19 protein-coding genes are annotated in these 23,146 nt (G+C 61.3%); 14 read left to right on the top strand and 5 right to left on the bottom strand.

Going from position 1 to position 23,146, the window contains the following annotated elements:
* Window positions 1-2 precede the first annotated feature (2 nt).
* Window positions 3-911, top strand: a complete 909-nt coding sequence (locus ACA065_RS29170; RefSeq protein WP_497692557.1) for an SdiA-regulated domain-containing protein — start codon at window positions 3-5, stop codon at window positions 909-911.
* On the opposite strand, the gene ACA065_RS29165 is transcribed toward ACA065_RS29170, so the two are convergent.
* Both ACA065_RS29165 and rpiA read right to left on the bottom strand, forming a co-directional pair.
* Window positions 912-2,858 (bottom strand): autotransporter domain-containing protein, encoded by a 1,947-nt coding sequence (locus ACA065_RS29165; protein ID WP_497692556.1) that lies wholly within the window; start codon window positions 2,856-2,858, stop codon window positions 912-914.
* A 367-nt stretch (window positions 2,859-3,225) separates the two neighbouring features.
* A complete protein-coding gene (rpiA, locus tag ACA065_RS29160) occupies window positions 3,226-3,897 on the bottom strand; it encodes a ribose-5-phosphate isomerase RpiA (RefSeq protein ID WP_005792336.1) in 672 nt (223 codons plus the stop codon).
* Window positions 3,898-4,034: 137 nt separating this feature from the next.
* Here rpiA and ilvA point away from each other — a divergent pair, with 137 nt between their 5' ends.
* From ilvA to ACA065_RS29140, 4 genes are read left to right on the top strand one after another with little or no spacing between them, the layout of a single operon-like run.
* Window positions 4,035-5,549 carry a threonine ammonia-lyase, biosynthetic gene (gene ilvA, locus ACA065_RS29155; protein WP_083356252.1) on the top strand — a complete coding sequence of 505 codons (1,515 nt, stop codon included), beginning with the start codon at window positions 4,035-4,037 and terminating at the stop codon, window positions 5,547-5,549.
* A gap of 40 nt (window positions 5,550-5,589) precedes the next feature.
* On the top strand, window positions 5,590-6,003 hold the full coding sequence (locus ACA065_RS29150) for a DUF2269 family protein (protein WP_497692555.1): 414 nt from the start codon (window positions 5,590-5,592) through the stop codon (window positions 6,001-6,003).
* A 9-nt stretch (window positions 6,004-6,012) separates the two neighbouring features.
* Complete coding sequence (locus ACA065_RS29145) at window positions 6,013-7,263, top strand: SDR family oxidoreductase (RefSeq protein ID WP_497692554.1); 1,251 nt, start codon at window positions 6,013-6,015, stop codon at window positions 7,261-7,263.
* A complete protein-coding gene (locus ACA065_RS29140) occupies window positions 7,260-7,727 on the top strand; it encodes a DUF2269 family protein (protein WP_497695435.1) in 468 nt (155 codons plus the stop codon). Before ACA065_RS29145 ends, ACA065_RS29140 begins: the two co-directional genes overlap by 4 nt.
* A gap of 1,100 nt (window positions 7,728-8,827) precedes the next feature.
* On the opposite strand, the gene ACA065_RS29135 is transcribed toward ACA065_RS29140, so the two are convergent.
* On the bottom strand, window positions 8,828-9,484 hold the full coding sequence (locus ACA065_RS29135) for a histidinol-phosphatase (RefSeq protein WP_497692553.1): 657 nt from the start codon (window positions 9,482-9,484) through the stop codon (window positions 8,828-8,830).
* A gap of 143 nt (window positions 9,485-9,627) precedes the next feature.
* Between ACA065_RS29135 and ACA065_RS29130 the strand changes: the two genes are divergently transcribed.
* Window positions 9,628-10,107, top strand: coding sequence for an RNA pyrophosphohydrolase (locus ACA065_RS29130; protein ID WP_003176750.1), 480 nt, complete (start codon window positions 9,628-9,630; stop codon window positions 10,105-10,107).
* Between the two features lie 22 nt (window positions 10,108-10,129).
* Entirely contained in the window at window positions 10,130-12,409 is a 2,280-nt protein-coding gene (gene ptsP / locus ACA065_RS29125; protein ID WP_497692552.1) for a phosphoenolpyruvate--protein phosphotransferase, read from the top strand.
* Between the two features lie 125 nt (window positions 12,410-12,534).
* Here ptsP and ACA065_RS29120 read toward each other — a convergent pair whose 3' ends face one another.
* Entirely contained in the window at window positions 12,535-13,281 is a 747-nt protein-coding gene (locus tag ACA065_RS29120) for an NRDE family protein (protein ID WP_497692551.1), read from the bottom strand.
* A gap of 214 nt (window positions 13,282-13,495) precedes the next feature.
* Between ACA065_RS29120 and lgt the strand changes: the two genes are divergently transcribed.
* Both lgt and ACA065_RS29110 read left to right on the top strand, forming a co-directional pair.
* On the top strand, window positions 13,496-14,308 hold the full coding sequence (lgt, locus tag ACA065_RS29115; protein ID WP_497692550.1) for a prolipoprotein diacylglyceryl transferase: 813 nt from the start codon (window positions 13,496-13,498) through the stop codon (window positions 14,306-14,308).
* A 64-nt stretch (window positions 14,309-14,372) separates the two neighbouring features.
* Entirely contained in the window at window positions 14,373-15,206 is an 834-nt protein-coding gene (locus ACA065_RS29110) for a thymidylate synthase (RefSeq protein ID WP_106575719.1), read from the top strand.
* A 126-nt stretch (window positions 15,207-15,332) separates the two neighbouring features.
* Here ACA065_RS29110 and cadR read toward each other — a convergent pair whose 3' ends face one another.
* Window positions 15,333-15,782 carry a Cd(II)/Pb(II)-responsive transcriptional regulator gene (gene cadR / locus ACA065_RS29105; RefSeq protein ID WP_497692549.1) on the bottom strand — a complete coding sequence of 150 codons (450 nt, stop codon included), beginning with the start codon at window positions 15,780-15,782 and terminating at the stop codon, window positions 15,333-15,335.
* Window positions 15,783-15,867: 85 nt separating this feature from the next.
* Between cadR and ACA065_RS29100 the strand changes: the two genes are divergently transcribed.
* The 5 genes from ACA065_RS29100 (at window position 15,868) to ACA065_RS29080 (ending at window position 23,076) form a co-directional block, all read left to right on the top strand.
* Window positions 15,868-18,138, top strand: coding sequence for a heavy metal translocating P-type ATPase (locus ACA065_RS29100; protein ID WP_497692548.1), 2,271 nt, complete (start codon window positions 15,868-15,870; stop codon window positions 18,136-18,138).
* Window positions 18,139-18,154: 16 nt separating this feature from the next.
* Window positions 18,155-19,018, top strand: coding sequence for a LysR family transcriptional regulator (locus ACA065_RS29095; RefSeq protein ID WP_497692547.1), 864 nt, complete (start codon window positions 18,155-18,157; stop codon window positions 19,016-19,018).
* A 245-nt stretch (window positions 19,019-19,263) separates the two neighbouring features.
* Complete coding sequence (locus tag ACA065_RS29090) at window positions 19,264-20,328, top strand: putative 2-aminoethylphosphonate ABC transporter ATP-binding protein (protein WP_497692546.1); 1,065 nt, start codon at window positions 19,264-19,266, stop codon at window positions 20,326-20,328.
* Window position 20,329: 1 nt separating this feature from the next.
* Window positions 20,330-22,036 carry a putative 2-aminoethylphosphonate ABC transporter permease subunit gene (locus tag ACA065_RS29085; RefSeq protein ID WP_497692545.1) on the top strand — a complete coding sequence of 569 codons (1,707 nt, stop codon included), beginning with the start codon at window positions 20,330-20,332 and terminating at the stop codon, window positions 22,034-22,036.
* A gap of 23 nt (window positions 22,037-22,059) precedes the next feature.
* Window positions 22,060-23,076 (top strand): putative 2-aminoethylphosphonate ABC transporter substrate-binding protein, encoded by a 1,017-nt coding sequence (locus ACA065_RS29080; protein WP_497692544.1) that lies wholly within the window; start codon window positions 22,060-22,062, stop codon window positions 23,074-23,076.
* The last annotated feature ends 70 nt before the right edge of the window (window positions 23,077-23,146 follow it).

Raw genomic sequence — 23,146 nt, 5'->3', positions numbered from 1 at the left:
TGATGCGTCGATTTGCCCGCCCCAAACCCGCGTTTTTCATTGTGTTGCTGATCGCCTTGGTGGCTGCCGGGGTGGTCGCACAGCAATTTCGCCTGTTCGAACGCGCCTGGTTTAACTGGCAGGCCTGGCGCCAGCCAGCCGATCAGCGCTCCATCGGCTTGGCCGATTACCGCGTCAGCCTCGAGGCCAAGGTCATCGAGGGCCTCGACGATGATGTCTCGGCCCTCACCTACGACCCGGTGCGCAAAAGCCTGTTTACCGTCACCAACAAAAATGCCGAGCTGGTCGAGCTGTCCCTGGACGGCAAGATCCTGCGGCGCATTCCGCTGGTGGGCTTTGGTGATGCCGAGGCGGTGGAGTTCATCAGCGACAACATCTACGTCATCAGCGATGAAGCCCAGCAGCGGCTGATCAAGGTGCATGTGAATGACGACACGCAGTTCCTCGACGCCGCCGACGCAGAGCAGATGACCTTGGGTGTGCACATCGGTGGTAACAAGGGTTTCGAGGGCCTGGCGTACGACTCGGTAGGTAAACGCCTGTTCGTGGCCAAGGAGCGCGACCCGATGCTGATCTACGAGGTCCACGGTTTCCCGCATTTCAAGCCGGAAAAAACCTACTCGGTGCACGTGATCAACAACCCCAAGCGCGATGCCGGGCTGTTTGTGCGCGACCTGTCGAGCCTGCAATACGACGAGCGCAGCGGCCATCTGTTGGCGCTGTCGGATGAGTCGTTTCTGGTGTTGGAGCTGGACATCGACGGTCGCCCGCTGAGCAGTCTTTCTCTGCTCAACGGGCGCCATGGTCTGCAAAAGCGTGTGCCTCAGGCCGAAGGCATCGCCATGGACGACGAAGGCAGCTTGTACCTGGTCAGCGAGCCGAACCTGTTTTACGTGTTCAAGAAGCCCTGATCAGAACACCCATTGCACACCCAGCGAATAGCCAGTCTGGCTGCCCTCGGCATGCCCCAGGCGGCTGTTCACTTCGGCGTAAACGCCCAGTTGAGGGGTGATCGCCAACTGGCTGCCGATTTGTGCGCGGCCAAAGCGCTTGTCCACTGAGCCCAGCTTGGCGGTGCGCGCTTGGCCATCGGCGCGGGCGGTCAATTGCAGGTCGTCGAGGCGCCCGTCAGCCAACTCCTTGACCCAAGCGAGGTCGCCGTAAGGCAGCAGGCTCAAGCCATAGGGCAGGGCGACTGCGCCGCGCACGCGCCAACCGAGGCTGGCTTCCAGGGAATCGAAGGCTTGCTCTTCATACTCCAGCGCCGTGCGCAGGTTTTGTTTCTCGTGGAATTTATCGATGCGCGAGTGGCTGTAATCCAGGCCGGCAAACGGCCCGCTCTTGATCGCGCCGACGTCGAAGTCATATCCGCCCAGCACCCGTGCACCCAACGTCAGGGCGTCAGTGTTACCGTTCAGTTGCTGGTTGAGCAGCACTGGGCCGCCGTTGGCCTGGATCAGCAGGTTGCGCTTGGCGTCGAACCGCGTACGGCCAGCGCTCAGGTCGCCGGCCAGCCAGCTTGGCCCACCGTCGTTGAGCAAGGCGTAGACCGCAGCCTGCCAGGTGTCACTGTCGAGTTTGCCGCGGTGCTCAAGTGTGTCGCGACCGTTGAGGTAGCTCAGGCTGGCACCGATGTTCAGGCTTGAACTGAGTTGATAGTCGCCGAGCGCATGCACGCCAAGGCTGCGGGCGCTACGGTTGAGCGGGCTGTCGAAGCCGCTGTCCGGGGTGTATTCGCCGTCCACGCCGATTTCGCCATCGAAGCTGCCGACCTCGCGGCTGGCCGCTTGCAAGGTCAGCCAGCGGCGATCATGCAGGCGCACCATGGCTTGGTGTTGACGCTGCAGATTGTCTTGCATGTTGCGCGCAACGGCGCCGCCCGAAGCGGTCGAGGCCATCAGGTCGGCGTTGGTCAGCTCCAGCACCAGGCGGCTGAGCAGGCGCGAATAGTCGCGCAGGCGCTGGTCGATACGCGCCTGGCCGAAGGCGTCGGTGAGCACAGTCTTGTTGTCTTCAGCAGGGTCGTGCCAGGTGGAGCCGCCGGGGATTTTTGGGTTGTTGGTCTGGGTGTAGCCATCGAGGTCGCCCAGCTCCCAGTGGGTGGCCTCTATATACAGAATCGGAATGTTCAGCGGCTCGAAAGACTCGCCATCGCTGCAGCAGCCGGTGCCCTTGGGGTATTGCGGGTCCAGGCCCGGGTTGGTGAACAGTGGGATGTTCAGCTCCTTGGCAATCTGCAAAGCGTGCTCGCGCAATGACGCCAAGGCGGGGTTGGCGGTGCTGTTCTGGCCGGCGTGGGCATACATCATGTCGCCGGTGATCAGGCTGTCGAGGTTGATCATCGCCAGCATGTTTGCGCGTTGGCTGGCGCTGAGTGAGTCGACAAACGCCTTTGAGCCGCGCAGGCCTTCTTCTTCTGCGCCGAAGCCGACGATCTGCAGGCCGTTTTCCAACTGCAATCCGCCGAGGTTCTTCGCCACTTCGGTCAGCACACTGGCGCCGGAGCCGTTGTCGTCCAGGCCTTGCAAGGTCGGGCGGCCGAAGTAGGTGTCGAAATGCGCGCCAATCACCACGTACTGCGCCTTGGTGCCGGCGGCGTAGGCCACCACGTTTTGCGAGGCGCGACTGCCGTTGTTCCAGGTGAAGTTCTGGCGACTGAGACTGTAGGCCGAACCCATCTGGCTCTGCATCCAATCCGCGGCCCCGTTGAAATTGGCGGTGCCGCGATACCGGCCGGGGTAGTCGTTGATCAGCGTTTCCAGGGTGGTGTTGGCGTGCTGGCCGTAATCGTAGGCCTGGGTGTGGGTCGACAGCAGGCTGCCGACAACGCTGATTGCGAGGGCTAGGGGCTTTATCACAAGGTCGTCCTTGAGGTGATGGGGATGTTCAAGCCCAGACCCATTGCACAATGCGCGCCTCATTCCCTGGGCGATTGCGAAGTGGCGCATTGTTAAACGCGTGGGTCGCTTGGCTGTAATTTGTAACGGATTTGATACTGATTGAGGCGTGACATGTCGTGATGTGGCGCACGATTTTGGCGAGGGGTGCAGCGAAAGGTAGCGTATTTGTTACATAAATATCGAGGTCAGCACATAGCAAATGTGGGAGCGGGCTTGCTCGCGAAGACGGTGTGTCAGGCAACTGATCCAGCGACTGACACACCGCATTCGCGAGCAAGCCCGCTCCCACACAAACCCGGCTCCCACTGGGGGATTCGCGGTGTTTTTAGGCCTTGAGGGTTTTCACACCTTCAGAAGTGCCCAGCAGCAACACATCAGCCGGACGCGCAGCGAACAAGCCATTGGTGACCACGCCCACGATCGCATTGATCTGGGTTTCCAGCTCAACCGGGTTGGTGATCTGCATGTTGAACACGTCGATGATGATATTGCCGTTGTCGGTCAACACGCCTTCGCGGTACACCGGGTCGCCGCCCAGTTTCACCAGCTCGCGGGCCACGTGGCTGCGGGCCATCGGGATCACTTCCACCGGCAGCGGGAACGCGCCGAGTACCGGCACCAGCTTGCTGGCGTCGGCGATGCAGATGAAGGTCTTGGCCACGGCGGCAACGATCTTCTCGCGGGTCAGGGCTGCGCCGCCGCCTTTGATCAGGTTCAGGTGTTCGTCGCTTTCATCGGCGCCGTCGACGTAGAACTCCAGGTCGCTCACGGTGTTGAGCTCGTACACGGGAATGCCATGGCCCTTGAGGCGTGCGGCGGTGGCTTCGGAGCTGGCCACGGCGCCGTCGAACGCGCCTTTGTGCTGGGCCAGCGCATCGATAAAGCAGTTGGCGGTGGAGCCGGTGCCAACACCGACGATGCTCTTGTCGTCGAGTTTAGGAAGGATTAAATCGACGGCGGCCTGGGCCACTGCCTGTTTGAGTTGATCCTGGGTCATGCGGGCTCCGGAACGGGCGGGGAGTTATCGAGGGCGGCGAGTATAACCCAACAAAACCTCGGGATTCGTGTGGTCGCCCGGCCAAACGCTGGGTTAGACTCCTTGGCCCTGCCCAACCTGCTCAGTGATACCCGCCGATGCTTGAACAGTACGTCAAAAAGATCCTCACCTCGCGCGTTTACGACGTGGCCGTCGAAACCCCATTGCAGACCGCTCGCCAGCTCTCCGAGCGCCTCGGCAACAAGGTCTGGCTCAAACGTGAAGACTTGCAGCCGGTGTTCTCGTTCAAGATTCGGGGCGCTTACAACAAGCTGACCCAGCTGAGCTTGGAGGAGCGCGCGCGCGGCGTGGTCACCGCGTCTGCCGGCAACCATGCCCAGGGCCTGGCCCTGGCGGCCAAGGTGCTGGGGGTCAAGGCCACCATCGTGATGCCCAAGACTACCCCGGAAATCAAGGTCGAAGGCGTGCGTTCGCGTGGCGGCAAAGTGGTGCTGCACGGTGATTCCTTCCCGGAAGCCCTGGCCTACTCGCTGAAACTGGTCGACGAAAAAGGCTACGTCTACATTCACCCCTATGATGATCCGCACACCATTGCCGGGCAGGGCACCGTGGCGATGGAGATTCTGCGCCAGCACCCAGGGCCGCTGGACGCGATTTTTGTGCCGGTGGGCGGCGGCGGGCTGATCGCAGGGATCGCGGCGTACGTGAAATACCTGCGCCCGGAAATCAAGATCATCGGCGTCGAGCCGGACGACTCCAACTGCCTGCAAGCCGCCATGGCCGCGGGCGAGCGCGTGGTATTGCCGACCGTCGGCATCTTCGCCGATGGCGTGGCGGTGGCACAGATCGGCCAGCACACCTTCGACATCTGCAAAGACTATGTGGACGAAGTGATCACCGTCAGCACCGATGAAATCTGCGCGGCGATCAAGGACATCTACGACGACACCCGCTCGATCACCGAGCCGGCCGGTGCATTGGGTGTGGCGGGGATCAAGAAGTACGTTGAGACGCGGGGCATTACCGGGCAAACCCTGGTGGCCATCGACTCCGGCGCCAACGTCAACTTCGACCGCCTGCGCCATGTGGCCGAGCGCGCCGAGCTGGGTGAGGGCCGCGAAGCTATCATCGCCGTGACCATCCCCGAGCAGCCGGGCAGCTTCAAGGCCTTTTGCGAGGCCGTGGGCAAGCGCCAGATCACTGAATTCAACTACCGCTACCACTCCGGCCGCGAGGCGCACATCTTCGTTGGCGTGCAGACCCACCCGGAAAACGACCCGCGCAGCGCGCTGATCGCCAGCCTCACCAGCCAGGGTTTCCCGGTGCTGGACCTGACCGAAAACGAACTGGCCAAGTTGCACATTCGTCATATGGTCGGCGGGCATGCGGCGAAAGTCAGCGATGAGTTGGTGTTCCGTTTCGAATTCCCGGAACGTCCGGGCGCGCTGTTCAACTTTCTTAACAAATTAGGCGGGCGCTGGAACATCTCGATGTTCCACTATCGCAACCACGGCGCGGCCGACGGCCGTGTGGTCGCCGGCCTGCAAGTGCCGGCGGACGAGCGCCACCTGGTGCCGGCCGCGTTGGCGCAGATCGGCTACCCGTATTGGGATGAGAGCGAAAACCCGGCCTACCAGCTGTTCCTCGGTTGAGCGACTACGCTGACTGAGCGGCCTTTAAGGAATCGAGACCATGGAAACGCTGACCACCCTGAAAGTTATCCACATCACCGCCACCGTGTTGCTGCTGCTCAGCGGCCTGGGCCTGGCGGTACTGGCCTGGCGCAAACGTAGTGCCGGCGCGGCGGTTACCGTGCAACGCCCGTGGGCGTTTGTGTGGTTGCTGATGGGTATTTGCGTGGTCAGCATGCCGTTTACCGGCTGGTGGCTCGTGCACTTGGTCGGCTGGCCGCTTGGGCAAACCTGGATTCTGGGCTCCAGCATCCTCTACACCGTGGCGGCGCTGGCCTGGTTCTGGCTGGTGGCGCGGCTTAATCGCCTGCGCTTGGGCGGCGGCGGCAGCCTGAATTTCACCTTGGCGCTGGCGGTGGTCAGCCTGGTGGGGTTTGTGGCGATTGCCGGGTTGATGGGCGCCAAGCCGGTCTAAAGGAGCGTCATGAACATTCTTCTGGTCGGCGCCACAGGGTTTGTGGGCCGCCATCTGTTGCGCGCCTTGCAGCAAGCAGGGCATTGCGTGGTCGCTACATCGCGCGAGCCTCGAAGCCAGGGTTGGCCGGGGGTTGAGTGGCGTGCGCTGGACCTTCGCCTGTTGGCCGGCGACCCCGAGCATTTTGTTTTCCCTGACGCTGTTGATTTATTGATCAACGCGGCGGGCCTGCTCAGCGTGGATGTGGCCGAGGTGAGCCGCGTACAGGATCAAGGCGCTCGTGTGCTGTTTGATCTGGCCGCCCGGCGCGGTGTACCGGTGTTGCAGGTTTCCGCCCTGGGTGCTTCGGTGCAATCCGACGTGCCGTTCCTGGCCAGCAAAGGCTCGGCGGATGAGTATCTGCTCGGCCTGGGCATAACCGCTGTGGTGCTGCGGCCTTCATTGGTGGTGGGCGTGGGCGGGACCAGCAGTGGCTGGTTGACCGGGCTTTCGCCCTGGCCGCTGATTCCGTTGCTCGACCTCAATGCCCAGCTGCAGCCCGTGCACATCGACGACGTGGTCGGTGCCGTGTTGGCGCTGTTACGGCGGTGGCCGGCCGAATCCATGGTACTGCCGTTGGTGGGCCCTGAGCCGCTGCGGTTGTTCCAGGTCATCGATCAGTTACGCGCCGCGCAAGGCTGGCGGCGGGGCCGATACCTGCAAGTGCCGTTGCTGGGCCTGGGCGGCTGGCTGGGTGATCGGCTGGGCTGGCGGGCGCTGAATCGCCAGAGTATCGCCCTGGCGCAACAGGACAATGTGGCCGACCCTGAGGTGCTGGCCTCGGTCTGCGGCTATACCGCCGCGCCGCTGGCCTCGCGCCTGCACGATTGGCCGAACGCCGCCATCAGCAGCCAGCAAACGATTCGCCCGCTGATGCTGGCGGTGATGGTGCTGATCTGGCTGGGCACTGCGGCGGTCTGCCTCGGCCCGGGTTACGACTGGGGCCTGCGCATCATGGCCGAGGCGGGTGTGCAAGGCTCTTGGGCGGCGCTGGCTGTGATCGGCGGTTCGGTCTGCGATGCGTTGTTGGGTTTAGGGTTGCTGGTGACGCGTTGGCGCAGGCAGGCGCTGATCCTGCAATTGCTGCTGATGGCCGGTTACACTGTGTTTATCAGCCTGGTTCTGCCCCATTACTGGTTTGACCCTTATGCCGCCGTCGCCAAAAACCTGGTGCTGATGGTGGCCACTTTATGGCTTCTATGGACAGAACCGTCGCGATGAGCGCCTACCTGCTGCTGAAAACCCTGCATATCCTGTCGTCGACCATTCTGTTTGGGCTGGGCGCAGGCTCGGCTTACTACGCCTTGCGCGCTTGGCGCAGCGGCAACGTTGAAGTCATCGCCGTGACGTTCAAGCACCTGGTGTTCGCCGACTGGGCGTTTACCGCGACCACGGCAGTGTTCCAACCCTTGAGCGGTGTTGGCTTGATGCATTTGGCGGGTTGGTCGATGCAGCAGAGCTGGCTGCAATGGACCGTCGGCCTGTATTGCCTGGCCGGGGTTTGCTGGCTGCCGGTGGTGTGGCTACAGATTCGCGTGCACAAGATGGCGGAGCAAGCGTTGCGCGACGGCACGGCGATGCCGATCAAGGCAAACACTTATATGCGTTGGTGGTTTGGCCTGGGCTGGCCGGCGTTTCTGGCGTTTATGGCGATTTTCTATTTGATGGTGGCTAAGCCGATGTAGGGCTTAAGACCGAGTCGACTTTATTGAAGGCAAGCCAGTTCCCACACTTGAATGTATTCACACATCCAAGTGTGGGAGCTGGCTTGCCTGCGATGGGCATAGGTATCTACACAACTTTTTTCGGGTTGAGTGCTGTGGTTGTCGTGGGGGGGGCGCTGGGTACATATCCGTTATTTGGGTGATGGCTTGGATTGGTTCCGCTCTTACAGCGGGTCACTTTTGAAAAGAGCCCAAAAGTAACCAAAAGGCTCTTGCCCCACCACTCGGCACCTCGCTTAGGCTCGGTGTGCCCTCACGCAGGCTTTGGAGCGGGGGCCGCCGCGATGGGCCATCCTTGGCCCAGCGCGGCTAAACCGGCGTCCTGCCGGTTTACCCCCGCTCCAAAGCCTGCGTTCGGCCAGCGTGGTTGACGGGGCGCCTAAGATCAAAATCAAGATCAAGATCTACAGCACGGCGGCCTAGTAGCCGACCTGAGTGGTTAGATCAAAAGCAAAGGCGAGGCGGCCTGACAGCCGACCTGATCTTGGAGGCTGAACTCAGTCAAATGTGGCAGGGGGCTTGCTCCCGATGGCGGTGTGTCAGTTGATGCATCTGGTGAATGGCCCACCGCATTCGCGAGCAAGCCCGCTCCCACATTTTGAGCTCAGTACATCAGGTAGATGTGTGTACTCGGTCAAATGTGGGAGCTGGCTTGCCTGCGAAGGCATCACCTGGCTATGCCTGATGTACCGAGGTGCCTGCATCGCAGGCAAGCCAGCTCCCACAGAAAAGCAGCTCTGCCTCTGATCTGTTTTTGCTGTGCTGTTGCCCTGCTTTTGCTTCAACCACTCAGGTCGGCTACTAGGCCGCCGTGCTGTAGATTTTGATCTTGATCTGGCATGCCGAGCCTAGGCGAGGCACCGAGTGGTGGGGCAAGAGACCTTTTGGTTACTTTTGGCTGGGCCGGCATTCCGGGCGTTTGCCAAAAGTGACCCGCTGTAAGAGCGGAACCATACGAAGCCGTTACCGCAGCAACGGATATGTACTCAATCTACCTAAACCCATCACAAGCTCAGCACCACACAAAGCGTTGCGTAGATACCTATGCTGCGATAGGGCCATCAGCTTCGCAGTGTAATCACCGGCCAGCCACGCTTCTGGGCCTCAGCCCGCAAATTTGGGTCCGGATCTACCGCCACCGCATGCGTCACTTGCTCCAGCAACGGCAAATCATTCATCGAATCGCTATAGAAGTAGCTGTCTTGCAGGCTGTAACCGGTCTCTTCCAGCCAGCGATTCAAGCGCGTCACCTTGCCCTCGCGAAAGCACGGCACATCGGTGCTGCGCCCGGTGTAACGGCCATTTTCCATCTCGCACTCGGTGGCGATCAGGGTTTCAACGCCCAGGCGTGCGGCAATCGGTGCGGTAACGAAGCGGTTGGTGGCGGTGATGATCACCAGCTTGTCGCCGGCGGCGCGGTGCTTGGCCAACAGTTCCACGGCCTGGGGCAGCATGATCGGCTCGATGCAGTCACGCATGTAGTCGTTGCGCCACTCGTTCAACTGGGCCATCTCGGTGCGGCCGAGAATCTCCAGGCAGAAGTTCAGATACTCGGCGTTATCCAGCGTGCCGGCCAGGTAGTCCTGGTAAAACTCATCGTTGCGGGCCTTGTAGGCCACTGCGTCGAGAATCCCGCGTTCGCAGAGGTAATCGCCCCAGGCGTGATCGCTGTCACCCCCCAGAAGCGTGTTGTCCAAGTCGAATAAAGCCAGGCGCATTGCAGTTACTCGCTGAAAAGTCTGTAAAAAGGCGTCCAGAATACGGTCTTTTCACAAGAGTGCACATAAGGTAAGAAGCCTCGTTGCCGCTGGAACAACCTTTGTGGAACAATGCGGCGACATGCGTTTGCGAGGTTGTTGCCGTGATCGACCCCGATGGTTTCCGTCCTAATGTCGGGATTATTCTTACGAATGATGCCGGACAGGTGCTATGGGCTCGCCGAATCAACCAAGATGCCTGGCAGTTTCCTCAAGGCGGAATCAACCCCGACGAAACCCCTGAAGACGCCTTGTACCGTGAGTTGAACGAAGAAGTCGGCCTTGAGCGTGAAGATGTGCAAATTCTGGCCTGTACCCGTGGCTGGTTGCGCTATCGTTTGCCGCAACGCCTGGTGCGTACCCACAGCCAACCGCTGTGCATCGGCCAGAAGCAGAAATGGTTTCTCCTGCGCCTGATCTCCAATGAGCAGCGGGTGCGGATGGATTTAACCGGTAAACCGGAGTTCGATGGCTGGCGTTGGGTCAGCTATTGGTATCCGTTGGGCCAGGTGGTGACATTCAAGCGCGAGGTTTATCGTCGCGCTCTCAAAGAGCTTGCCCCGCGCCTTTTAGCGCGCGACTGACGACGGAGTTCGACCCCGAGCCATGCTCAATACGCTGCGCAAGATCGTCCAGGAAGTTAACTCCGCCAAGGATCTCAAGGCGGCGTTGGGGATTATTGTGTTGCGCGTCAAGGAAGCCATGGGCAGCCAGGTCTGCTCGGTTTACCTGCTGGACCCCGAGACCAACCGTTTTGTGCTGATGGCCACCGAGGGCCTGAACAAGCGCTCCATCGGCAAGGTCAGCATGGCGCCCAATGAAGGTCTGGTGGGCCTGGTGGGGACGCGTGAAGAACCCCTGAACCTCGAAAACGCGGCCGATCACCCGCGCTATCGCTACTTTGCCGAAACCGGCGAAGAGCGCTACGCCTCGTTCCTCGGCGCACCGATCATTCACCACCGCCGCGTTGTCGGCGTGTTGGTCATCCAGCAAAAAGAGCGCCGCCAGTTCGATGAAGGTGAAGAAGCCTTCCTCGTGACCATGAGCGCGCAGCTTGCCGGGGTTATTGCCCACGCCGAGGCGACGGGCTCGATTCGCGGCCTGGGCCGCCAGGGCAAGGGCATCCAGGAAGCCAAGTTTGTCGGCGTACCGGGTTCGCCGGGTGCGGCCGTGGGTACGGCGGTGGTGATGCTGCCGCCGGCCGACCTCGATGTGGTGCCGGACAAGACCGTCAACGACATCGACGCCGAAATCAAACTGTTCAAGACTGCCCTGGAAGGCGTGCGCGCCGACATGCGCAACCTGTCGACCAAGCTGGCCACGCAACTGCGCCCCGAAGAGCGCGCGCTGTTCGACGTGTACCAGATGATGCTCGACGACGCGTCGCTGGGTAATGAAGTCAAAACCGTGATCAAGACCGGCCAGTGGGCCCAGGGCGCGCTGCGCCAAGTGGTCACCGATCACGTCAACCGTTTCGAATTGATGGACGACGCCTACCTGCGCGAGCGTGCCTCGGATGTACGCGACCTTGGTCGCCGTCTGCTGGCCTACCTGCAGGAAGACCGCACCACCAACCTGGTTTACCCCGACAACACCATCCTGATCAGTGAAGAGCTGACCGCCACCATGCTCGGCGAAGTGCCGGAAGGCAAACTGGTGGGCCTGGTCTCGGTACTGGGTTCGGGTAACTCCCACGTCGCGATTTTGGCCCGGGCCATGGGCATTCCGACGGTCATGGGCCTGGTCGACCTGCCGTATTCCAAGGTCGACGGCATCAACATGATCGTTGATGGGCACCGCGGTGAAGTCTTCACCAACCCCAGCGAGCTGCTGCGCAAGCAATACGCCGAGGTGGTGGAAGAAGAGAAACAGCTGGCACTGGGCCTCGATTCGCTGCGCGAGTTGCCGTGCGTGACCCTCGACGGCCACCGCGTACCGCTGCTGGTTAACACCGGCCTGCTCGCCGATGTGGCCCGCGCGCAGCAGCGTGGTGCCGAAGGGGTAGGGCTGTACCGCACCGAAGTGCCGTTCATGATCAACCAGCGGTTCCCGAGTGAGAAGGAGCAGCTGGCGATTTATCGCGAGCAACTGTCCGCCTTCCACCCGTTGCCGGTGACGATGCGCAGCCTGGACATCGGCGGCGATAAGTCACTGTCCTACTTCCCGATCAAGGAAGACAACCCCTTCCTTGGCTGGCGCGGCATTCGCGTGACCCTCGACCACCCTGAAATTTTCCTCGTACAAACCCGTGCCATGCTCAAGGCCAGCGAAGGCCTGAACAACCTGCGCATCCTGCTGCCGATGATCTCCGGCACCCATGAGCTGGAAGAAGCCCTGCACCTGATCCACCGCGCCTGGGGCGAAGTGCGCGACGAAGGCGCCGATGTGCCGATGCCGCCGATTGGCGTGATGATCGAAATACCTGCAGCGGTGTACCAGGCTAAAGAGCTGGCGCGGCAGGTGGACTTCCTCTCGGTCGGCTCCAACGACCTGACGCAGTACCTGCTGGCCGTGGACCGTAACAACCCACGGGTGGCCGACCTCTACGACTACCTGCACCCGGCGGTGCTGCAAGCCCTGCAACACGTGGTGCGCGACGCCCACGCCGAAGGCAAGCCGGTGAGTATTTGCGGTGAAATGGCCGGTGACCCGGCGGCAGCGGTGCTGTTGATGGCGATGGGCTTTGACAGCCTGTCGATGAACGCCACCAACTTGCCGAAGGTTAAGTGGATGCTGCGCCAGGTGAATTTGAGCATGGCCAAGGAGTTGCTGGCCGAGCTGATGACTATCGACAACCCGCAAGTTATCCACAGCTCGCTGCAACTGGCGCTCAAAAACCTGGGGCTGACGCGGATGATTAACCCGGCTTCGGCAAAAACGTTGTAGGGCCTGACGCCGATCAAAATGTGGGAGCGGGCTTGCTCGCGAATGCGGTATATCAGACAAAAATTCAGTGCCTGACACTCCGCATTCGCGAGCAAGCCCGCTCCCACATTAGTTTTGCGGTATGGCTAAATGTTGAGTTCTACCTCACCCAGACGGCCACCCAACGGCCCAAAACTACGCTCCACCATCTGCCGCGTCCCGTCGGCATTCACAATCAACGCCGTGCTCGCCCGCGTCCCATAACTGGGGCTGGCGATAAACACGCTCGACAACAAACTCTCTGTTGCCAACCCCACGCAGGTATCCGGCAGGTCGGCAAACGGCGCGGTCTGCGGGTCGCTCAAAATCCCCAGCAACGCCTCCGGCTGCGGGTTCTCCAGCAAGTCGTGCAACGCCGCCTTGGCTTTGAGCAATTTGGGCCACGGCGTATTCAGCCCGGCATTCGATAACCCATAAACCCCGGCCTCCAGCCGCGTTGGCTCGGCCTGATTGGCGTTGTAATGCCACAGCTGATCGCGCGTGCCCACCAGCAGGTTAAAGCCGGCATATTCAATCGAACGGCCGTTAACGTCGGCTAAATAGTCGTCAATTGGCAGCGATCCACTAAGAAAGCGCGCCACTAATTCCCCGCGCGACTTGCGTGCCGGCGGCTGGTGCGGGTCGCGAATATTGGTCAGGGCGGCAAACCGCCCGTCGGCGTTCACCCCAAGCCAACTGCCGCCCGCTTCCTGATCGCGGCCGGCGTAGATGTGCGGCGCATCCGGCCACTGGGCCAGCGGCAGGCTGGGGCGGGCGTAGAACTCATCGCGGTTGGCCGCAACGATCAGCGGTTGGGCATGGCCCGGCCGCCAGGCGAAAACAATCAGGCACATCAGGCGATCCCTTTTGTGTTTTCCCCCACTCTACCCACACAACGGCGGGCGTTCCATCGTATCGAAGTTGGGCCGCACGCCTTCCATCCGTTAACATGCCAGGCTGTTTTGTGTGTGCGAGCTTCTTAATTTGAAATTGCGGCTGTAACGCAGGCTTAATCGCACACCGGCATGGTCCGGTGCGCCATGACTATTGATTTAACGAGGAGTCGCAATGCTGCCTTACCCGCAGATCAACCCGGTGGCCTTGGCCATCGGTCCGCTGCAAATCCATTGGTACGGGTTGATGTACCTGATCGGCATCGGCGGTGCCTGGCTGCTGGCTTCCCGGCGCCTGAACCGTTTCGACCCGACCTGGACCAAAGAGAAACTCTCCGACATGGTGTTCTGGATGTCGATGGGCGTGATCGTCGGCGGGCGTCTGGGGTATGTGCTGTTCTACGATCTGCCGGCCTATATCGCCAACCCGACGCTGATCTTCGAGGTGTGGAAGGGCGGCATGGCGTTCCACGGTGGCTTCGTCGGCGTGATGATCGCGGCTTGGTGGTTCGGCCGCCGCAACGGCAAGTCGTTCTTCCAACTGATGGACTTCGTTGCGCCGTTCGTGCCGATCGGCCTGGGTGCCGGGCGCATCGGTAACTTCATCAACGCCGAGTTGTGGGGCAAGCCGACCGACGTGCCGTGGGCCATGGTGTTCCCGCCGTTCAGCGACCCGGCGCAATTGCCGCGCCATCCGTCACAGCTCTACCAGTTCGCCCTGGAAGGTGTGGCGCTGTTCCTGATTCTGTACATCTTCTCGCGCAAGCCACGCCCGACCATGGCCGTGTCGGGGATGTTCGCGCTGTTCTACGGGATCTTCCGTTTCATCGTCGAGTTCGTCCGCGTGCCGGATGCACAGCTGGGTTACCTGGCGTGGGGCTGGTTGACCATGGGTCAGATCCTCAGCATGCCGATGATTCTGGCGGGCCTGGGCCTGCTGTGGTGGGCGTACAATCGCCCGCAAGGCATCAAGAACACCGCGCTTTAAATTCGAATGCCGGGGCCTGCTTGAAGGGTTGAGCAGCCTCGGCTTCAACGATACGGGTACTAAAATGAAGCAATATCTCGAACTACTGAACGACGTCGTGACCAATGGATTGACCAAGGGCGATCGCACCGGCACCGGCACCAAAGCCGTGTTTGCCCGTCAGTATCGGCATAACTTGGCCGACGGCTTCCCGCTGCTGACCACCAAGAAGCTTCATTTCAAAAGCATCGCCAATGAATTGATCTGGATGTTGAGCGGCAATACCAACATCAAGTGGCTGAACGAAAACGGCGTGAAAATCTGGGACGAATGGGCCACCGAAGACGGTGACCTGGGCCCGGTGTACGGCGAGCAGTGGACCGCCTGGCCGACCAAAGATGGCGGCAAGATCAACCAGATCGACTACATGGTCGACACGTTGAAGAACAACCCCAACAGCCGTCGCATCCTGTTCCACGGCTGGAACGTCGAATACCTGCCGGACGAAACCAAGAGCCCGCAGGAAAACGCACGCAACGGCAAGCAAGCCCTGCCGCCGTGCCACCTGCTGTACCAGGCATTTGTGCATGACGGTCACCTGTCGATGCAGTTGTACATCCGCAGCTCCGACGTATTCCTCGGCCTGCCGTACAACACCGCCGCCCTGGCGTTGCTGACCCACATGCTGGCCCAGCAATGCGACCTGATCCCGCACGAGATCATCGTCACCACTGGCGACACGCACGCTTACAGCAACCACATGGAACAGATTCGCACCCAGTTGGCGCGTACGCCGAAGAAGCTGCCGGAACTGGTGATCAAGCGCAAACCGGCGTCGATCTACGATTACAAGTTTGAAGACTTTGAAATCGTGGGCTACGACGCGGACCCAAGCATTAAAGCCGACGTGGCCATCTAAAAGTCGGACTCGGTCAAAATGTGGGAGCGGGCTTGCTCGCGAAGGCAGTGTGTCAGTCGCCGAAAATATTGACTGATCTACCGCATTCGCGAGCAAGCCCGCTCCCACATTTGTTTCATGTATACATTAATGCCCGTGGCTTCTGCCCACGTGCGAAGGCTCAGCCTCGCTGGCCGCAACACTCCCGCTGAGCTCCAACCGCTGCAAAATCCCGCATTGGTCCATACCCGGCCCACCGCCGCAGCGTTGGCGCAGGTCCAGCAACTGTTCCTGCAACGCCAGCAACCCATCGATCCGCGCTTTCACGTGGTGGATATGTTCGTCAATCAACGCATTCACGCTTTCGCATTGGTCCTGGGGGCTGTCGCGTAGCCCGAGCAGGCTGCGGATTTCTTCCAGCGTCATGTCCAGGCTGCGGCAATTGCGGATAAAGATCAGCCGCTCGGTGTGCGCCTGGGTGTACACGCGGTAGTTGGCGTCGGTGCGCGCCGGGGGCGGCAGCAGGCCTTCCTTCTCGTAATAACGGATGGTTTCCACCTGACAGTCGGTCAGTTTGGCCAATTCGCCGATCTTCATCGCAGCAATCTCCAAATGGGTGCTTGACCCTATAGTGGCTACAGGGTCTTTACTTGGCAACAGGCACCTTTACGGACGCGACAGAATGAGCGATTCCCTCCACACCCCAAAACAGCATGATCACAAGCACGACCATGATCATGACCACGGCGCCAAACTGACGCCGGTCAAACCGCACGATCATGCCAGCCATGGCGGCTCTTGCTGCGCAAGCAAGGCTGCGCCTGCGGTGGTCACGCTGAGCGAAGCGCCGACTACCGGCTCGCGCTTGAGCACCTTTCGCATCGAAGCCATGGACTGCCCCACCGAGCAGACGCTGATCCAGAACAAGCTGGGCAAGCTCGCCGGTGTACAGCAGCTGGAATTCAACCTGATCAACCGCATCCTCGGCGTCACCCATGACCTGCCGAGCACCGCGCCGATCATCGACGCGATCAAATCCATCGGCATGCAGGCCGATCCCATCGAAGAAGGCGCTCCAGCTGCCGCACCGCCCGCCAAGAAACACTGGTGGCCGCTGGCAGTGTCCGGCGTGGGCGCATTGGGCGCCGAAGTGCTGCATTTCACCGGCTTAGCGCCGACTTGGGTGATTGCGCTGGTGGCGCTGGTATCGATCCTCAGTGGTGGCCTCACCACCTATAAAAAGGGCTGGATCGCGCTCAAAAACTTCAACCTGAACATCAACGCCCTGATGAGCATCGCGGTCACCGGCGCGATCCTGATTGGCCAGTGGCCGGAAGCGGCGATGGTGATGTTCCTGTTCACCGTGGCCGAGTTGATTGAAGCCAAGTCCCTGGACCGTGCGCGCAATGCCATCAGCGGCTTGATGCAGATGACCCCGGAACAGGCCACGGTGCAGCAAGCCGACGGCAACTGGGTCGAAAAAGACATTAAAAACATCGAGCTTGGCGATATCGTGCGGGTTAAGCCTGGTGAGCGCGTCGGCCTGGACGGTGAAGTCACCGCCGGCCAATCCACCATCGACCAGGCGCCGATCACCGGCGAAAGCCTGCCGATCGAAAAGGGCGTGGGCGATAAAGTCTTCGCTGGCACCATCAACCAGGCCGGCTCCCTGGAATACAAAGTCACTGCAGCCGCCAACAATTCCACCTTGGCGCGCATCATTCACGCCGTGGAACAGGCCCAAGGCGCGCGGGCGCCGACCCAGCGGTTTGTCGACAGTTTCTCGAAAATCTACACCCCGGCGGTGTTCCTGTTTGCGCTTGGCGTGGCAGTGATTGCGCCGCTGTTCCTGGCGGGCGTCTGGTTCGACTGGATCTATCGCGCTCTGGTGCTGCTGGTGGTTGCGTGCCCATGCGCCTTGGTGATCTCCACCCCGGTGACCATCGTCAGCGGCCTGGCCGCAGCGGCGCGCAAAGGCATCCTGATCAAGGGCGGCGTTTACCTCGAGGGCGGCTACAAGCTCGACTACCTGGCCCTCGACAAGACCGGCACCATCACCCATGGCAAACCGGTGCAAACCGATTACCTGGCGCTCTTTCCCAACATCGACGACAGCGCGCCAGCGCTGGCTGCCAGCCTGGCCGGGCGTTCCGACCACCCGGTGTCGTTGGCCATCGCCAATGCAGCTGTGGATAAAAACCTGCCGAGCCACGTTGTGGATAACTTCGAGGCCTTGGCCGGTCGCGGTGTGCGCGGTGATATCAATGGCGAAACCTACCACTTGGGCAACCATCGCCTGGTGGAAGACCTCGGCCTGTGCTCGCCCGAACTGGAAGAAAAGCTCTTCGCCCTCGAAAAACAAGGCAAGTCCGTGGTGTTGTTGCTCGACAAATCCGGCCCACTGGCGCTGTTCGCCGTGGCCGACACGGTCAAAGACAGCAGCCGCGAAGCCATCCAGCAACTGCACGAGCTGGGCATCAAGACCCTGATGCTCACCGGTGACAACACCCACACCGCCAAGGCGATTGCAGCTCAGGTCGGTATTGATCAGGCCCAGGGCGACTTGTTGCCCACCGACAAGCTGCAAGCCATCGAAGCCCTGTACGGCCAAGGCCATCGCGTGGGCATGGTCGGCGACGGCATCAACGACGCCCCGGCCCTGGCCCGTGCCGAGATCGGTTTTGCCATGGCGGCTGCCGGCACCGACACCGCCATCGAGACCGCCGACGTGGCCTTGATGGACGATGATTTGCGCAAGATTCCGGCATTCATTCGGCTCTCCAGGCAAACGTCGAGTATCCTCAAGCAGAACATCACCCTGGCGCTGGTCATCAAGGCGATCTTCCTGGTCGTCACCTTCCTGGGGATGGCCACCATGTGGATGGCGGTGTTCGCCGACATGGGTGTGGCCCTGCTGGTGGTGTTCAATGGCCTGCGCCTGTTGCGCAAATAGACGATGAGAGGGGCGTGTGCTGAGTGCCGAGTTAAAGGCGTTTTTTATGGTCGCCCGCCTGGGCAGCATTACCCAGGCGGCAAAAAAACTCGGCCTGAGCCAGCCCACGGTCACCACCCAGATTCGCAACCTGGAAAGCCAGTACGGTGTTGAGCTGTTCTATCGTGGCGGCCGCCGCCTGACGGTCAGCGACGACGGCGCGCGCCTGTTGCCGATGGTCAAGGCACTGTTGCAGCAGGAAGCCGATATCGAGTTTTTCCTGCGCAACAACGGGCAGGTCCAAGGGGCCTTGAGGATTGCCGCAACGGCGCCGTACTACATCCTCGATCTGGTCAAAGCCTTTCGCGAACGCCTGCCTCAAGTGGACGTTTCGGTGGAAATCGGCAACTCCCAGCAGGTGCTCGAAGCGCTGGACGATTACCGCGTCGATGTCGCCGCGTCGTCACAATTGCTCGAAGACCCACGCCTGATTCGCCGCGTCTTGGGCACCGATCCGCTGGTGCTGGCGGTGCATCGCAATCACCCCTTGGCCAAGCTCGATCACGTGCCGCTCAATGCGCTGGCCGGGCACACCTTGCTGATGCGCGAGACGGGTTCCACCACGCGGCGGTTGACCGAAGAAATGCTGCAAGGCGCAGGCGTGAGTTATGGGCCGCTGCTGGAAATCGGCAGCCGTGAGTCGATTCGCGAAGCAGTGCTGCGCAATATCGGCATCAGCATCATCGCCCGCCAGGAAGTGCCCCATGACCCGCAGCTGCGGGTGCTGACCATCGAGAATGCGCCGCAGATTCCGGAGTATCTGTACTGCCTCAAGGAAAGAAAATCGGCTCGCCTGCCTGCGGCGTTTCTTGGGCTGGCGCAGGAAATGTCCCCCCTCTGAGTGTGTCGCGGCACCTGTGGCGAGGGAGCTTGCTCCCGTTGGGCTGCGTAGCGGCCCCAAAAAGCTTGGGAGCGCTGCGCACTGGAGCGCCAGCCCGGTCCAGCGGGAGCAAGCTCCCTCGCCACAAGGGGAGCCGTTCCTACACAAATCCACCAATACCACTATCACTCCCTTTTGCCTTCCTGCCACACCAGATACTCATTGCCCACCTAGCATGGCCTTCATCAGTTTGATGAGGTGCCTCCATGAACACAGCCCTGACCCACCCCGGCGCGCCGATGACGGTGCGCGGTATCCAGAAACGCTTCGGCGCCTTTACCGCGCTGGACAACGTCTCGCTGGACGTCGCCGCCGGCGAGCTGGTGTGCCTGCTGGGGCCGTCCGGCTGCGGCAAGACCACCTTGCTGCGCTGCATCGCCGGCCTGGAACGCCAGGACAGCGGTGAACTGCGCCTGGGTAACCGCGATGTGTCCCTGCTGCCACCTCAGGCGCGGGACTACGGGATTTTGTTCCAGTCCTACGCGCTGTTTCCCAACCTGACGGTTGAAGCCAACATCGGCTACGGCCTTACTGGCAGCGGCCGCGATGAAGTGCGCAAGCGTGTCGGCCAAATGCTCGAACTGGTCGGCCTGCTCGGCAGCGAAAAGAAATACCCCGGCCAACTTTCGGGTGGCCAACAACAGCGTGTCGCTCTGGCGCGCGCCCTGGCACCGGCGCCTTCGTTGTTACTGCTCGACGAACCGATGTCGGCCCTCGACGCCCGCGTTCGCGAGCATCTGTGCACCGAGCTGCGCCAGCTGCAACGGCGCCTGGGCATCACTACGCTGATGGTCACCCACAACCAGGACGAAGCGATGTTGATGGCCGACCGTATTGCCGTGATGAACAACGGCAAGGTCGAGCAATACGCCACGCCTCAGGAAATCTACGACCGCCCGGCCACGCCGTTTGTGGCGGAGTTTGTCGGCCAGGGCAACTGGCTGCCGTTCAGCCGCAACAGCGCGAGCCATGCCCAGGTCGGCGGGATGAACATGCGCTTGGCCGACGATGCTGGCGTGGCCAAATCCGGGCGCTTGTTCTGCCGCCCGGAAGCCATCAGCGTCAACCCGCCAGTGCATGAAGAAAACCTGTTCCCGGCCAAGGTCCGCGAGATCACGTTTCTGGGCAACCGCTGCCGCATGAGCTTTGAACTGGAGCAACTGCCCGGCCACCCGCTGTTGGCCGAATTGGCCCCAGAGGCCATGCCGCGCCTGGGCGCCCAGGACATCTGGGTCGCCTTGCCGCCGCGCAGCCTGCAGGTGTTTGCCTGAGATGGCGGCTGTTATGGCACTGCCGCGTCAGGTCTCGCGCGCCGAAAACGGCGACCGCCTTTTTGTGCTCGGCGGCAAACTGCTGTGGCTGGTGCTGTTGGCCGTCGCCGTATTGCTGCCGCTGTTGGCGATCTTCTGGCGTGGTTTCAGTAGCGAAGCCGGGCAGGGCGGTGGCTGGGTCGCGGCGCGAGAACTGGCGACCAGTGCCAACTTTCACTGGCTGCTGGGCAATAGCCTTAAAGTTTCTCTCAGTGTGGCGGCGATCGTCGTACCGCTGGCCTATCTGTTTGCCTACGCCCTGCAACGCACGCTGATTCCCGGCAAGGCGATTTGGCGCGGCCTGTCACTGTTGCCATTGATGGCGCCGTCGATGCTGCCGGGCATTGCGCTGGTCTACCTGTTTGGCAACCAGGGCCTGTTGCGCGGGCTGCTCTCGGACAACATCTACGGCTTCTGGGGCATTGTGCTCGGTGAAGTGATCTACACCTTCCCACACGCGTTGATGATTCTGTTGTCAGCACTGTCGCTGGCGGATGCGCGACTTTTTGATGCCGCTTCGAGCATGGGCGCCAGCCCGGCGCGGGCGTTTCGCAGCATCACCTGGCCGGCCACGCGCCAGGCGGTGTTCGCCGCGTTTTGCCTGGTGTTCACCTTGACCATCACCGACTTCGGCGTGCCCGTGGTGGTGGGCGGCGATTATCAGGTGCTGGCATTGGAGGCCTACAAGGCAGTGGTCGGCCAGCAACAGTTCGGTCGCGGCGCATTGATTGGCATGGTGCTGTTGCTGCCGGCGCTGTTCAGCTTTGGCGTCGATGCGTGGTTGCGCCGCCGTCATGGCGACTCCATGAGCGGCCGCGCCCAGGTGTTCCAGCCAGCGCCCTCGCGACTGCGTGATGGCTGCTACCTGGCCATCGTGCTGCTGATTTGCGCGGTGTTGCTACTGGTGTTCGGCATGGCCGTGTACTCGTCGCTGGTGAAGTTCTGGCCGTACAACCTGTCGTTGTCGCTTAACCACTACCAATTTGAAGACACGGCCGGCGGCGGTTGGCTGGCCTATCGCAACAGCTTGACGATGGCCCTGTGCACCGCGCTGATCGGCAGCGTGCTGATCTTCACCGGCGCCTACCTGATGGAAAAGACCAAGACCCAGAAGGGCCTCAACCTGGCACTGCGCATGCTCAGTTTTGTGCCGATGGCCGTGCCGGGCCTGGTGTTGGGCCTGGGCTACGTGTTCTTTTTCAACCTCAACGGCAACCCGCTGCACGTGTTCTACGGGACCATGACGTTGCTGGTGGTGTGCACCATTGCTCACTATTTGACCACTGCGCAGATGACCGCGACCACGGCGCTGCGCCAACTTGATAGTGAGTTTGAAGCCGCCGCGCTGTCGCTCAAAGCGCCGTTGTATCGCCATTATTTGCGCGTGACTGTGCCGATTTGCTTGCCGGCGCTGCTGGACATCGTGCGCTACCTGTTTGTGTCGGCAATGACCACGGTGTCCGCCGCGATCTTCCTCTACAGCCCCGACACCATCCTCGCCGCCGTCGCCGTGTTGAACATGGACGATGCCGGCAATGTGGGCGGCGCCGCAGCCATGTCGACTCTGATCCTGTTCACCTCAGCTGGCGTCTCGCTGCTGCTGGCGTGGGCCTCACGTGGCGCGCTGCGCCGCTCCCAAGCCTGGCGCCAGACCGCGCCCGGCCAATAAAACATCCCTGAAGGAGGTGCTCCATGTTCAAGCCCTTGGCCCTGGCCGCTGCTCTACTCAGCGCATTCAGCCTGAATGCCTTTGCTGCCAACACCGAGTTGACCGTGTACACGGCCCTCGAAGCCGAGCAGTTGAAGACCTATAAACAGGCCTTCGAAAAGGCCAACCCCGACGTCGAGATCAAATGGGTGCGCGACTCCACCGGCATCATCACCGCCAAGCTTTTGGCCGAGAAAGACCGCCCGCAAGCCGACGTGGTGTGGGGCCTGGCGGCGTCGAGCCTGGCGATTCTCGATCAGCAAGGCATGCTCGATAACTACGCGCCGAAGGATCTGGACAAGATCGGCAAGCACTACCGCGACCCCGCCAACCCACCGGCCTGGGTTGGAATGGACGTGTGGGCTGCGACCATCTGTTTCAACACGGTCGAAGCCGAGAAGCAGGGCCTGAGCAAGCCGGTGAGCTGGCAAGACCTGACCAAGCCTGAGTACAAGGGCAAGATCGTGATGCCTAACCCCGCGTCGTCCGGCACCGGTTTCCTGGATGTCAGCGCCTGGTTGCAGACCTTCGGCGAGAAGCAGGGCTGGCAGTACATGGACGACCTGCACCAGAACATCGGCCAGTACGTTCACTCCGGCTCCAAGCCCTGCAAGCTGGCGGCTTCCGGGGAATTCCCGATTGGTATTTCATTTGAATACCCGGCCGTACAGCTCAAACGCCAGGGTGCGCCGCTGGACATCATCCTGCCGAAAGAAGGCCTGGGCTGGGACATCGAAGCGACTGCCGTGATCAAGGGCACTGCCCACGCCGACGCGGCTAAAAAGCTCGCTGACTTCTCGGCAAGCGCGGCGGCGATGGACCTGTACAAAGACAACTTCGCAGTCCTCGCCCAGCCCGGTATCGCCAAGCCGCAGACCGAATTGCCGGCCGATTATGAGCAGCGCCTGATCAAGAACGACTTTGCCTGGGCTTCGAAAAACCGCGACAGCATCCTGACTGAGTGGCGCAAGCGCTATGACGGCAAGTCGGAAAAACAGTGATTGATCGTTCCCGCGCTTCGCGCGGGAATGCCGCCCTGGACGCTGCGCGTCCGCTCTTGAAAGTCGTGAC

Source organism: Pseudomonas sp. LBUM1640 (genome assembly GCF_059716225.1).
This window is presented reverse-complemented; position numbering and strand designations above follow the sequence as displayed.

Coding starts and splice junctions, on each gene's coding strand:
- ACA065_RS29085 (WP_497692545.1), top strand. CDS start 20,330: ATGGCGGCTGTTATGGCACTGCCGCGTCAGGTCTCGCGCGCCGAAAAC.
- ACA065_RS29135 (WP_497692553.1), bottom strand. CDS start 9,484: ATGCGCCTGGCTTTATTCGACTTGGACAACACGCTTCTGGGGGGTGAC.
- ACA065_RS29140 (WP_497695435.1), top strand. CDS start 7,260: ATGAGCGCCTACCTGCTGCTGAAAACCCTGCATATCCTGTCGTCGACC.
- rpiA (WP_005792336.1), bottom strand. CDS start 3,897: ATGACCCAGGATCAACTCAAACAGGCAGTGGCCCAGGCCGCCGTCGAT.
- ACA065_RS29170 (WP_497692557.1), top strand. CDS start 3: ATGCGTCGATTTGCCCGCCCCAAACCCGCGTTTTTCATTGTGTTGCTG.
- lgt (WP_497692550.1), top strand. CDS start 13,496: ATGCTGCCTTACCCGCAGATCAACCCGGTGGCCTTGGCCATCGGTCCG.
- ACA065_RS29110 (WP_106575719.1), top strand. CDS start 14,373: ATGAAGCAATATCTCGAACTACTGAACGACGTCGTGACCAATGGATTG.
- ACA065_RS29120 (WP_497692551.1), bottom strand. CDS start 13,281: ATGTGCCTGATTGTTTTCGCCTGGCGGCCGGGCCATGCCCAACCGCTG.
- ACA065_RS29150 (WP_497692555.1), top strand. CDS start 5,590: ATGGAAACGCTGACCACCCTGAAAGTTATCCACATCACCGCCACCGTG.
- ACA065_RS29145 (WP_497692554.1), top strand. CDS start 6,013: ATGAACATTCTTCTGGTCGGCGCCACAGGGTTTGTGGGCCGCCATCTG.
- cadR (WP_497692549.1), bottom strand. CDS start 15,782: ATGAAGATCGGCGAATTGGCCAAACTGACCGACTGTCAGGTGGAAACC.
- ptsP (WP_497692552.1), top strand. CDS start 10,130: ATGCTCAATACGCTGCGCAAGATCGTCCAGGAAGTTAACTCCGCCAAG.
- ilvA (WP_083356252.1), top strand. CDS start 4,035: ATGCTTGAACAGTACGTCAAAAAGATCCTCACCTCGCGCGTTTACGAC.
- ACA065_RS29090 (WP_497692546.1), top strand. CDS start 19,264: ATGAACACAGCCCTGACCCACCCCGGCGCGCCGATGACGGTGCGCGGT.
- ACA065_RS29080 (WP_497692544.1), top strand. CDS start 22,060: ATGTTCAAGCCCTTGGCCCTGGCCGCTGCTCTACTCAGCGCATTCAGC.
- ACA065_RS29100 (WP_497692548.1), top strand. CDS start 15,868: ATGAGCGATTCCCTCCACACCCCAAAACAGCATGATCACAAGCACGAC.